Origin of the sequence: Saccharicrinis fermentans DSM 9555 = JCM 21142, assembly GCF_000517085.1 — a bacterium.
In the GTDB taxonomy this organism is placed as follows: domain Bacteria; phylum Bacteroidota; class Bacteroidia; order Bacteroidales; family Marinilabiliaceae; genus Saccharicrinis; species Saccharicrinis fermentans.
Window position 1 is genome coordinate 3,692,892 of the sequence record NZ_KI912107.1, and the last position, 13,424, is coordinate 3,706,315.

Sequence of the window (13,424 nt, forward strand, 5' to 3'; positions counted from 1 at the left end):
CTTGAGATCTTATTATAATAATTCAACTTTACCTTCAGCTTCTTTCACTACTTCTTGCGCAATGGCTTTAGAAACCCCTTCGAAGTGTGAGAACACCATTGAAGAAGTTGCACGACCCGATGAAATAGTACGTAAAACTGTTACATATCCGAACATTTCGGCTAGAGGCACCTTAGCTTTCACTACACGAGCACCTGCTTTAGATTCCATTCCTTCTACCTGACCACGACGTTTATTCAAGTCACCGATAATATCACCCATATACTCCTCGGGAGTAACGACTTCTACTTTCATAATAGGTTCAAGAAGAATTGGTTTTGCTTTTGCACATGCAGCTTTGAAAGCCTGACGTCCCGCGATCTCAAAAGACAACTGGTCAGAATCCACAGGGTGAAAAGAACCATCTAAAAGTACCACCTTAAGACTATCCACGACAAATCCGGCCAATACACCATTTAACATGGCTTCTTTGATACCTTTTTCTACCGAAGGAATAAACTCTTTAGGTACGTTACCTCCCTTAATTTGGTTCACAAACTCAAGCCCTTCTTTACCGTCTTCTCTTGGTCCTATGGTCACCACAATATCAGCAAACTTACCACGTCCACCAGACTGTTTTTTAAACACTTCACGGTGGTCAACAGTTTGCGTAATAGCCTCTTTATAAGTTACTTGAGGACGACCTTGATTACATTCCACCTTAAACTCACGTTTCAAACGATCCACGATAATCTCAAGGTGAAGTTCACCCATACCGCTGATTACTGTTTGACCACTGTCTTCGTCAGTTTGAACACGGAAAGTAGGATCTTCTTCAGCTAATTTAGATAAAGCGACTCCCAATTTGTCCATATCTTTTTGCGACTTAGGCTCTACAGCCACACCAATTACTGGTTCTGGAAAATCCATAGACTCCAGAGTAATAGGATTTTTCTCATCACAAAGCGTGTCACCTGTACGAATATCTTTAAAACCTACTCCTGCACAGATATCACCAGCCTCAATCACATCCTGGGGAAGCTGTTTGTTGGATTTCATCTGATACAAACGAGAGATACGTTCTTTTTTACCGGTACGCGTATTCAATGCATAAGAACCCGCTTCTAGTCTACCGGAATAAATACGCATAAAGGCCAAACGACCAACAAACGGATCCGTGGCAATTTTAAAGGCCAATGCTGAAAAAGGAGCATTTACATCGTGAGGTCTTGAAGCTTCTTCGCCCGTGTTTGGATCAGTACCAGTAATAGCAGGAATGTCGGTTGGAGCCGGCAAGAAAGCTACTACAGAATCAAGCAAACGTTGAACTCCTTTATTTTTAAAAGCAGAACCACACATCATAGGAGTAATCGTTTGATTAATGGTAGCAGTACGTATAACAGCTATCATCTCCTCTTTGGTAATAGATTCTGGATCTTCAAAATAACGTTCCATCAACTCCTCATCAGATTCGGCCACAGCCTCCACTAATTTATCTCTCCACTCTTTGGCTTCTGCCTTCAATTCTTCTCGTATCTCTCTTAACTCATAACGAGAACCCATTTGGGCATCATCAAACCAAACAACCTCTTTATTTTCAATAAGGTCAATAACTCCTTCAAAATCGTCTTCTGCTCCAATAGGAATTTGAAGAGGAATAGGATTTGCTCCTAACATCTCTCTTACCTGACGAACTACTTCAAAGAAGTTAGCACCTGAACGGTCCATTTTATTCACGAAACCAATACGGGGCACACCATATTTATCAGCTTGTCTCCATACAGTTTCACTTTGTGGCTCTACACCACTTACAGCACAGAATAAGGCAACAGTACCATCCAATACCCTTAAGGAACGCTCTACCTCTACAGTAAAGTCAACGTGACCCGGGGTATCGATAATGTTAATCTTATATGATTCGTTATTATAGTTCCAGTTGGTGGTAACAGCAGCAGAAGTAATGGTAATACCCCTTTCTTGCTCTTGCTCCATCCAGTCCATGGTAGCAGCACCATCGTGAACCTCACCAATTTTATGGGTAATACCTGTATAAAACAGAATACGCTCTGTTGTAGTGGTTTTACCTGCATCGATATGCGCCATGATACCGATATTTCTGGTGTGTTTTAAATCTGAATTTCCCATTTTATTTTTTCCCTTAAAAGATTAGATGATTAGAACCTAAAGTGAGCAAATGCTCGGTTAGCCTCCGCCATCCTGTGCATATCTTCTTTCTTCTTGAAGGCTCCGCCTTCATTGTTATAAGCCGCAACAATTTCAGCAGATAGTTTTTCTGCCATTGATTTACCACTTCTCTTACGAGCAAAAAGAATCAAGTTCTTCATAGCTACAGAAACCTTTCTTGAAGGACGAATTTCGGTTGGCACCTGAAAAGTTGCTCCACCTACTCTACGACTCTTTACCTCTACTGCAGGAGTGATGTTTTCCAACCCTTTTTTCCACATTTCTAAAGCTGATTTTCCTTCTTTCTCTGCTTTATCAGCCATGCGGTCCAATGCATCATAAAAAATACCGTAAGCAGTTGATTTTTTACCGTCAAGCATTAGGTTGTTGATGAATTGTGTTACCAAAGTATCATTGAACTTTGGATCAGGAAGCAATATTCGCTTCTTTGGTTTACCTTTTCTCATTTCTTCTTGTTTATCAGTTTATTATTGGCTGTCAATGTTTCTGTGTCTTCAAAAGCAAGGTATTGCTTTTTACTCAACCTTCTGTTTTAACTACCAATAAACAAAACTATCAGTTAAACACTTCTTTAAATTACTTCTTAGGACGCTTGGTTCCATATTTTGAACGACGTTGGGTACGTCCTTCAACTCCTGAGGCATCTAAAGCTCCACGTACTAAGTGGTAACGTACACCTGGAAGATCTTTTACCCTTCCTCCGCGTACAAGTACAATAGAGTGCTCCTGAAGATTGTGTCCTTCTCCTGGGATGTAGGCATTCACCTCTTTCCCATTAGTTAGACGAACCCTTGCAACCTTTCTCATGGCCGAGTTCGGCTTCTTTGGTGTAGTCGTGTACACCCTCACACAAACACCTCTACGTTGAGGACAAGAATCTAGTGCTCTAGACTTACTTTTCTCAACCAATGTGGTGCGTCCTTTACGAACTAACTGTTGAATCGTTGGCATATAACTAAAATTGTTTAAAATAAAATTCTTAATCTTTGCTTATAACTTTTACTTTTCGCCCCATAAAACACACTGATTCTCAGTTATTTTTACGAATTTTAGACAAAAAGCGATGCAAAAGTACTAATTTCCAACGAGAAAAGAACAAATAATAGCAATATTTTTAAAAAATTCTTTCACGGTGTTCTTACTAGAATACAAATTGTTAGTGGAAAACTTAGCAAGCAGACAATGCTAACATAACTTGCTCTTTTAATCGTTACTTATCAGTATATTTTTGAACGGCCTTATTCCCCAAAAATATATGCGTCAAACTTTATGTATTTTTTTCTTTTTTATTACCATTGCCATCATTTATAAATTTCAATCATGATGAAAATTTTCCTTTACCTATACTTGCTTTTTATCGTTCTTACACCCCTAGAGGCCATCAATGAGATGGATAGCCTACTAACTCATCTGGAAGCAACCATGGCTCAACGCGACCAATTCGATCAAAAAAAGGAAAATAGAATATCGCAATTAAAAGAATTAGCACATAAAAACAACAACAACCTGGAACAGATTTTTTTTATCAACAATCAGTTAATCGAAGAATACCTAACGTACACACTGGATTCTGCACTTCACTTTATAAATGAGAATATCAACATATCCAAAAAATTAAATAATATTAGATTAACCCACCAAAACAACATCAAATTAGCCAATATCATGGCCTCCTCAGGAAGGTTGTTTGAGGCTTTTGAAATCCTGAACTCCATCAACAAGAAGGAGCTGAATGATCCATTACTGATCGACTACTACAAAGCATTTATTAAAACATACAATGAACTAAGTTTTTATGCACCTCTATCTTCCAACTATCACAAATACTACTCAAAAGTAGAAGCTTATACGGATTCCTTAATTCCTTATTTAAATCAGAACTCTGACGATTATTTGTCTATCCTCGAAAAAAAATACCGAGACGACAGAAACTTGTTGGAATGCAAAAAAATAAATACCCAACGCTTGTCCAAAACCAAGATGGGAAATCGACTGTACTCCCAGATTACTTTTGAACGATCACTCCTATACCAACTGGAAAAGGATGAAGAAATGCAAATGAAATACCTAATCTTATCCGCCACCTCAGACATCCAGTCCTCGGTAAAAGACAATGCTTCTTTGACCGTACTAGCACTACTATTACATAAAAAAGGAGACATCGACAGATCACATGAATTCATTAAATTTTCTTTTGATGACGCTTCCTTTTTCAATTCTGAACTAAGGTTTAAAGTAATTTCAGAAATCTTACCTGTTATAACAGAAGCCTACGAACACAAAACCGAGAAACAACAAAGAAAATTACAAACCTCATTGATGGCCATTAGCGCACTCTTACTGCTACTGCTCATCGCCATATTCTTTATTCACCGCCAGTTAGCAACGCTAAGACTAACACAGAAGGAACTAAAAAACATAAATTCAAAGCTCAACAAGTTAAACCTAAATCTGGCCGAATCAAACAAAAAACTGAATCAAGCCAATGACCAATTATCCGAATCGAATCATGTAAAAGAAAACTACATCGGAAACTTTTTAAGTATCTGTTCCAATTATATTGACAAGATGGATCAGATGAACAAAAAGGTAAGCAAAAAAATTACGAGCCGAAAAATAGAAGAACTACTGGCCGAAACAAAATCAAACAAACTTATCGACAAGGAAGTCAAAGAATTTTATAAAAATTTTGACGATGCTTTTCTTCACATCTTTCCTAATTTTGTTAACGAACTAAATGCCTTATTACGTACCGAAGAACAGATCATATTAAAATCAGAAGAACGCTTAAACACTGAGCTTAGAATTTTCGCACTCATTCGGCTGGGAATCAATGACAGTGCCCAAATAGCCAAACTACTTCGCTATTCGGTAAACACAATTTACAACTACCGGGTTAAAGTAAAAAACAAAGCACTAGGCAACAGAGAGAACTTTGAACAACAGGTGATGACCATCGATGCCGTCAAAGATTAATACCAAATTACATTTCAGTCTACGGACAAATACGCATTAAAACATTCAAGAGGTTAACACCCAAATACACATCTTCAACCGCCTCAAAGGGCAAATAACTGCCATTTTCATTCACACACGAGTGAATTCCATCCACTTTTTTTAAGACACGTCAAAATCATTACATCCTGATTAACAACAAGAAACATTTTTTGACACAATCCAATCATCCACTTTTTCACTACTCACCTTGGGAGACATCTTCATTTTAGATTCTCTTTACCATAGAGAGAAGAATCTATTTTTTTATTCATAACAAACATCACGCAATGTATAAATCTTTATTAAGGGCATATCGCAAGATATTTTTATGCTTAGTTGCAGGGCTATACATGTCCGTAGCTATCACAGCCCAACAATCGTTGATCAAAGGAAAAGTTGTTGACTCCTTGGGAAAACCGATTCCAGGAGTATCGGTAGTTCTAAAAGGCACCACTTTAGGTACCATAACCGGAGTAGATGGGAGCTATACTATTTCAGGTAACCTCCCGACAGAAGGCATTCTCATCTATAGTTTCATAGGGATGAAAAGTCAGGAAAAAAGCATATCAGGACAAAGCATCATCAATGTTACCCTCAATGAAGAAACACTCGGACTGGATGAAGTAGTAGTCATTGGCTATGGAACACAAGAAAAGAAAGACATAACAGGCTCTGTTGCCTTGGTGGAATCAGAGGAACTGGCATCACGCCCCAACACACAGTTAGGCTCATTAATTCAAGGGCGGGCTGCCGGGGTACGTGTGGTTTCCGGATCAGGCAAACCATCAGAAGGCTTGAGCATTCGAGTAAGAGGAACCAATTCCATTACAGCGGGCAGCGAACCTTTATACGTAATTGATGGCATACCTACCACCGATACCCGATCCATCAATCCTGCCGATGTAGAAACCATGACTGTCCTAAAAGATGCCTCCTCAGCGGCTATCTATGGCGCACAGGGCGCAAACGGTGTAGTTCTTATTACCACCAAAAAAGGAAAGAGCGGAAAAACCATTGTCAGTCTGGATACATACACAGGTTTCTCTGAGGTATGGAACACCTTAGCTGTACTGAATGGCGAACAATACCGCGATTTAATGACCGAGATGGGACAGTCAACTGATTGGGAGAGATATAACAAAAATACAGATTGGCAAAACGAAATATTTCAAAGAGGAATATCTCAGAACTATCAGCTATCCGTTTCTGGAGGAAGCGAAAATACAAACTTCTATATATCCGGAGGTTGGGTTCAGCAAGAGGGTGCGGTTCGTAGTTCCGAAATGGACAGAGCCAACTTCAAGATTAACCTGAACCACGAAGTAAATGATTGGTTAAGTCTGGGCAGCCGCATATCATACACCAAATATTCCGACGTGGATGTAAATGACAACAATGCAGTAAACCAAGGTGGTGTTTTAACAGGCGTACTCAATACACCTTCTATCATAGGCATTTACAATGAAGATGGCACATTTACTTCAAACCCTTTTCAAAACTGGGAAAACCCCATTGCCAGCACCGATGGCTCCGACCGGGCTTATAAAAGCGATCGTTTTTTAGGTAATATGTTTGTGAAAGTAGCCTTTTTAAAAGACTTTAGCTTCAAAAGTAATTTGGGTGTGGACTACAGTAACGGCATATATGATTACTTTCTGGATCCATATCTAACCAGTTATGGCATTGCCAAAGGTGGTATCGCAAGCAACAATACTGATCGTTCCAGCTTCTGGATGATAGAAAACACCATATCCTACAACAAAAAAATAAATCATCATTCTTTGGAAGGATTATTAGGAAGCGTGGCACAAAAATACCTCTGGGAAAATAACTACATCACCACTGAAAATTTCTCCAGCAACGGGGTTACAACTACCAATGCCGGCTCCATTATCACTTCGGCAGGTAACACGAAATCAGAGAAAACAAACACCTCCTTTTTTGGCCGCTTAAATTATGGATTCGATGACAAATACCTGCTTACAGCAAATTTCCGGGCCGACGCTTCCAGTTCTTTTGGTCCTGACAACCGATGGGGCTATTTTCCATCATTTTCTGCAGGATGGCGCATTTCGCAAGAATCGTTTATGCAAGAACTAAGCTTTTTAAACGACCTGAAAATACGATTGGGATGGGGTATCGTAGGAAACGATCAGACCAGCAACTACGCCTTCTATGGTCTAGCAGGCTCTGGAGCAAACTATCCCATAGGAGGACAGTCAATGCCAGGCACTTATCCATCATCCATTGACAACAATAACTTGAAATGGGAAGAATCAGAACAGACCAATGTGGGCATAGATTTTAGCATGCTAAACGGCAGAGTGCAGCTTACGGCCGATGCTTACCTACGCAAAACAAAAGATTTGCTACTAGATGCACCTCTACCCCATAGTACCGGCTACGACAATGCCTTACAAAACATCGGCAACCTGGAAAACAAAGGATTGGAATTTAGTCTGAATACCGTTAACATAGACAAGGCCATTAAATGGAGTTCCACCATCAATCTCTCATTTAATCGAAATAAAGTAACCAACCTGGTGGTTGAAAGCCTACCTATGGGTGATATAGCAGGGAGAGGAGAAGCCGTTATCTTGCAAGAAGGACAAGCCCTAGGTACACTCTATGGGTATATATGGGGCGGCGTAGACCCTACCACAGGAAATGGATATTACATAGATAAAAATGGAGAAAGCACCTTTTCGCCATCGCCCGAAGACAGAACCATTATTGGAGATGCCAATCCGGATTTTTTTTACGGACTGAACAATACAGTAGATTACAAAGGACTGGGATTAACCGTTTTTCTAGAAGGAGCCTACGGCAATGACATGCTAAATGCCACCCGAATAGATTCAGAAGGAATGAGTGACCCCAAAAACCAATTGGCAACTGTTAATAACAGATGGAGACAACCTGGCGACCTCACCCATATACCAAAGGCGAGCTGGGCCAACACCGATAATTCAAGAATTTCAACTCGTTTTATAGAAGACGCATCTTATCTTAGGATAAAAACCATCACACTTAGCTACCACATTCCGCAGAGCCTGTTGAAAAACATAAAACTCGACCAGGTTAAAATCTATGCAACCGGAGAGAATCTCTTCACCATTACCGACTACTCAGGATTTGATCCTGAAGTAAATGCCTATGGAGGCTCAAACACCATGAAAGGTATTGATTACGGCACCTATCCCCAAACACGAAATATCATCTTTGGTTTAAATGTCACTTTTTAACAAGTTCAAAATAAATACCATGAATATAAAAGCATATATTATCATTAGCTGCATGGCCTTTTCTCTCTGGTCCTGCGACGACTTCCTTGATTTGGAACCTATTTCAGAAGAAACCACAGCCACAGCCTATGACTCCTACAGTCAGATTGAAGCTGCCCTGACAGGAACATACGAATCCTTTCAATCAGATGCCTACGTGTGGAACAATATACTTTTTCAAGATGTACGATCAGACAACCATTATGCGGGAGGTGACAATGCAGAAATATTCGAAATAGACTTTTTGAATATATCGGCAACCAACTCAAAGGTATATCAAAGCTGGTCGAATATATACAATGCCATACTCAAAGCAAATATCGTATTAAAAAAAGTGGACGATGTGCATGATGTATTACTAACCGAGGAACGAAGACAACAAATAAAGGGAGAAGCTTACTTTTTAAGGGCATATCACTATTACAACCTGGTAAATCTATGGGGTGGAGTACCACTTATTTTAACAGCCACCACATCCACAAAAGCAAGTGATGTAAACATTGAGCGTTCCTCTGCGGAGCGTGTTTATGAACAAATACTCGCTGACCTCGATACATCCATCAGCTTACTTCCGGATACATATGGAGATGAAGCCAGCATTAATAAAGCACGGGCCACAACGGGGGCGGCCAATGCACTGGCAGCCAAGGCCTGTGCCCAAAAACCATCCCCTAATTACGCCAAAGCGTTGGAATACATTGCAGCGGTAGAAGCCAGTGAAGCCAACTACGAACTGATTGATTACAACTATTTATTCGACGGTAACCACCATAACAATGCAGAGTCTATTCTTGAGATTCAGTACTTAGGAGGCGACGAAGGCAATTGGGGACCACAAATGCTACTACCTCCATCCGTAAGCGGTGATACATGGCGAAAGTTTATTACTCCATCCCACGACCTGGTGAATGCTTTTGAGGCTGAAGGTGATGACATACGAATGAATGCAACCCTTTTATTTGAGGAAATAAATGATTGGGTAGATGAGTATTGGGGCAATGCCATGGGCACTTCAATACCTTTTGCCTACAAGTGGAAAAATGCAATGGGCTGGGCAAGTACCGACCGCCAATACATCCTCCGTTATGGTGATATTGTCTTATTAAAAGCAGAGGTGCTCAATGAAACAGGAAAGCTATCCGAAGCTGTAAGCGAGGTGAATCGCATTCGTGCTCGTGTAAATCTGAATCCCTTAACCAGTGACAAAACAAGTAGCAAAGAGACTTTACGATTGGCCATTTTAAATGAGCGTCGTTTAGAGTTAGCACAAGAAGGTCAGCGCTGGGATGATCTACTGCGCTACGGAACGGTCACTGAAACCATGAATAACTTGACAGAAATAGACCTAAGGGATAACCAGGCAATTGAGTACAATATGACAGATGCTAAAAAACTACTGCCTATCCCTCAGCAAGAGCTTGATCGAAACACGGCCCTAGATCCGAACCCCTCCAACTAATTAAAAAGTGGAGATGAACTCATTCATTTAAACCCAGATAATGCATTAGAACTTCGTCATGGTATTTTCTAATACATTTTACGGGTTAAACATCTACAATAGGCATTATCGGCATTTAAAATACACTAAACGCATGGCTATTGCAAATAATTAGACACACGGGAGTATGGTTCATTTCGGTGAGTTCCATATGACCATTGAAAATAAAATTTAAACATGAAAGTTAAAAATATCCATTTAATAATGGCTCTTCTAATTGGCTTGGTGACCTGGAGCTGTGAAGAAGAAAGCAACCTTGAACCCGAGGGCAATTGGGAATTAAGTGCACCCACATTAACTCAGCCCAACAGTGACAATAAGATCATTCTTGACGAAAACACCCCCTTCAGCAATGTTGAGTTCAAATGGGATGCTGCGAAATCCTCAGCCGGATATGGCGTATATTATGATGTCTTGATCGACTCCTTAAACGCAGAAGATCCTAACCACCCTATTCTATCATTACCAGCAAACAATGGCGGCAAGAGTAACGATGTTACCATTACCGTATCTGAATTGAACCAAGCTTTATATATGGCTGGCTATAAACCAGGTGAAGATATTCAGGTTCAGTGGTCTGTAAAAGCATCCTGCCTTTCAAAAACAGTGCTTAACACTGCTCCCCTAACAGTTGTTAGATATGATGATGACCACTTATACCTGTGTGGTTCAGCCACTGAAACAGGAAATAACATAAGTAACGCGATATGGATGAAGCGTTTAAAAAATGCGCAAGGAGACAAACTTAACCTATATGAATCATACACCCAGTTAAAGGCCAACGAAGATTTCATGGTTTATAACGGACGCAGTGAAAATGCAATTGCTTATGGGCTGAATGACGAAGGAGAACTGGTTCGTGGCGGACAAGCAATCAGGGTTGACAGCGAAGGCATATACCGTATAAGTATCGATTTTGATGCGATGAGCATTTCTTTTTTTAAGATTGACAGGTTGGCTTTAATAGGAGATGCCTTAACAGGCGCATGGGAATCTGACGAAGCCCTCAACTATAAAGGCATGGGTGTTTGGCAAGCTGACATCAACTTTGTAAAAACAGGAAGCTACATCATTAGAGCAAACAATGATTGGCAAGGACTCATCAAAGAGGTAGATGCAAGTAACCACGAGGTCATTCTTGAGGATTTTGGCACTGCATACGGCTACACTTTTGATAACTTTCAACAAGAAGAGGCTGGTTATTACACAGTAACCCTAACGATGACAGCCAATAAGTACACCTTAGATTTAGAAAAAGCACCAGAACAAAGAATATACATCATTACAAATAATACCGATGTCTATGAGATGACCATGATTGGAGATGGCCTATTTGCCACCACCAGCTATATCGCATTACAAACTAGCGACCAAATACTGATTAACACTCAGGATGATGGCAATGGCATAAGCTATAGCATCCTTGGAGCCATGGAGCAAGGCGACGCCGATAAAGTTGAAGGCACAATCAGCTTAGAAGAAAGCAACCTCTTTTTTTCTCCAGCCATTGACCAGGCCTATGGCTTTGTGGTGGACATAAAAACAGGTGAGCTGAAATGGCATTACTATAACTTGAAGTTATTCCACTGGGATAATGATGCAGAAGGGGGGTGGGATGCCAAAAGCGAAACAAAACTCAGTTATACACACCCTTACACTTTTTCGTCAACAGCCGATTTACAAGCTAATTTTGAATCTAAGATTTTCTCACCTTGGGAGATTCAGTTTGGTGCAGGAAGCAGTGACAATAGCACTGCCTTAACAGGAACAGTAACCAATGATTCTGGCGCTTCCAACCTGTCCAACATCACCACTAGTGGCTCCTACAATATCACTTTAACTGTAGCGCCTGACTTTTCGACAGCCAATTATACATTTACAGCACAGTAGCAAACAATGAACTTGGTTATCAATACAAGGTAAAAACCACACAAACATAAGGTCTGCGAACTATTCGGTAAAAAACACAGAACAAAGACCTTATGTTTTAATATAATTTTTCACACATGAATTTAAAAAAAATGTCATTCATATCCATATTCCTTACCATCATCAGTCTCTTGGTAATTCAATGCGCCAATGATTCAGATGACACACCGGCTCCTCCTCCATCCACACTGGAAGCGTTAGACATATCTTTTTATCTTTCAACTTATGATGGAATCGCCAAATTCAATCAACAGGATCAAACATTCACACAAGCCAGCTCAAACAATCACCCAACCATTACGGTAAACACCCACACAACATACCAAACAATGGATGGTTTTGGCTATACACTCACGGGAGGCAGCGCCATGCATCTATACAATATGAGCTCCTCCCAACGACTTGCCTTGCTACAAACGCTATTTGCTTCCGACCAAAATAATATTGGGGTAAGCTACCTGCGCATTAGCATCGGCGCATCCGATTTAGATGCGTACACATTTTCTTATGACGATTTAGCTAGTGGAGAGACCGATATGAATATGGAACAATTTTCTTTGGATCCGGACAGGGCATATCTCATTCCTGTACTAAAGGAAATTTTAGCGATCAACCCAACGATCAAGATTCTGGGCACCCCCTGGTCTGCCCCCACCTGGATGAAAACAAACGGAGCTACCAAAGGTGGAGAGTTGATGCCTGAATACTACCAGTCCTATGCACAATACTTTGTTAAGTATGTGCAGGAAATGGCTTTAGAAGGAATTGTCATTGATGCCATTACTGTGCAAAATGAACCTTTACATCCGGGTAACAACCCCAGTATGTATATGCCCGCTGATGACCAAGCTGAATTTATAAAAACAGCCTTGGGTCCAGCCTTTGAAACCGCAGGAATAAACACCAAAATCATCATCTATGACCACAATGCCGACAGAACCGATTATCCCATCAGTATTTTAAACGATCCTGAGGCCAACAAATACATTGATGGATCAGCATTTCATCTTTATGGAGGTGAAATAGATAACTTAACAGATGTACACAATGCACACCCAGATAAAAATTTATATTTCACAGAACAATGGATAGGAGCTCCGGGTAGTTTTGGAGATGATTTAGTATGGCACACGCGTCATTTAATCATTGGCGCTCCACGCAATTGGTGCAAAACAGTGTTGGAATGGAATCTGGCAGCAGACTCAAAGCTAGAACCATATACCGATGGAGGATGTACCGAATGCCTAGGAGCATTAACCATTGACGGTGATGCCGTAGTCTACAATCCCGCATATTACATTATTGCACATGCTTCTAAATTTGTAAGGCCAGGATCTGTGCGTATTGAATCAAATATACCCACAAACATACCAAACATAGCCTATCTAACACCCGATAAAGAGGTAGTCATCATTGCTTTAAACGATTCCGATACCACACAAGAAGTGAATATGAAATGGAATGATGAAATGATTACCGTCACATTAGCCTCCAAGTCTGTAGGCACATTTGTCTGGAAACAATAATACACC

The 13,424-nt window shown here is 40.3% G+C and carries 8 protein-coding genes; 5 read left to right on the forward strand and 3 right to left on the reverse strand.

Features of this window, described 5'->3' with window-relative positions; genetic code table 11:
* Positions 1 to 12: 12 nt before the first annotated feature.
* The 3 genes from fusA to rpsL form a co-directional block, all read right to left on the reverse strand.
* Positions 13 to 2,124 (reverse strand): elongation factor G, encoded by a 2,112-nt coding sequence (gene fusA / locus CYTFE_RS0115065; RefSeq protein WP_027472458.1) that lies wholly within the window; start codon positions 2,122 to 2,124, stop codon positions 13 to 15.
* A 29-nt stretch (positions 2,125 to 2,153) separates the two neighbouring features.
* Entirely contained in the window at positions 2,154 to 2,630 is a 477-nt protein-coding gene (rpsG, locus tag CYTFE_RS0115070) for a 30S ribosomal protein S7 (protein WP_027472459.1), read from the reverse strand.
* Positions 2,631 to 2,760: 130 nt separating this feature from the next.
* The gene (gene rpsL, locus CYTFE_RS0115075; protein WP_027472460.1) at positions 2,761 to 3,135 is read right to left on the reverse strand and encodes a 30S ribosomal protein S12; all 375 of its coding nucleotides are present in this window, start codon (positions 3,133 to 3,135) and stop codon (positions 2,761 to 2,763) included.
* Between the two features lie 369 nt (positions 3,136 to 3,504).
* Between rpsL and CYTFE_RS26760 the strand changes: the two genes are divergently transcribed.
* The 5 genes from CYTFE_RS26760 to CYTFE_RS26765 all read left to right on the forward strand — a co-directional run bounded on the left by CYTFE_RS26760 (position 3,505) and on the right by CYTFE_RS26765 (position 13,418).
* Positions 3,505 to 5,160 carry a DUF6377 domain-containing protein gene (locus CYTFE_RS26760; RefSeq protein ID WP_044212365.1) on the forward strand — a complete coding sequence of 552 codons (1,656 nt, stop codon included), beginning with the start codon at positions 3,505 to 3,507 and terminating at the stop codon, positions 5,158 to 5,160.
* Between the two features lie 308 nt (positions 5,161 to 5,468).
* Complete coding sequence (locus CYTFE_RS0115085) at positions 5,469 to 8,426, forward strand: SusC/RagA family TonB-linked outer membrane protein (protein ID WP_052343224.1); 2,958 nt, start codon at positions 5,469 to 5,471, stop codon at positions 8,424 to 8,426.
* A gap of 19 nt (positions 8,427 to 8,445) precedes the next feature.
* Positions 8,446 to 9,924 (forward strand): RagB/SusD family nutrient uptake outer membrane protein, encoded by a 1,479-nt coding sequence (locus CYTFE_RS0115090; protein WP_044212374.1) that lies wholly within the window; start codon positions 8,446 to 8,448, stop codon positions 9,922 to 9,924.
* A 216-nt stretch (positions 9,925 to 10,140) separates the two neighbouring features.
* Positions 10,141 to 11,853 (forward strand): SusE domain-containing protein, encoded by a 1,713-nt coding sequence (locus CYTFE_RS0115095; RefSeq protein WP_027472463.1) that lies wholly within the window; start codon positions 10,141 to 10,143, stop codon positions 11,851 to 11,853.
* 116 nt (positions 11,854 to 11,969) lie between these two features.
* On the forward strand, positions 11,970 to 13,418 hold the full coding sequence (locus CYTFE_RS26765; RefSeq protein WP_081736007.1) for a glycoside hydrolase family 30 protein: 1,449 nt from the start codon (positions 11,970 to 11,972) through the stop codon (positions 13,416 to 13,418).
* The last annotated feature ends 6 nt before the right edge of the window (positions 13,419 to 13,424 follow it).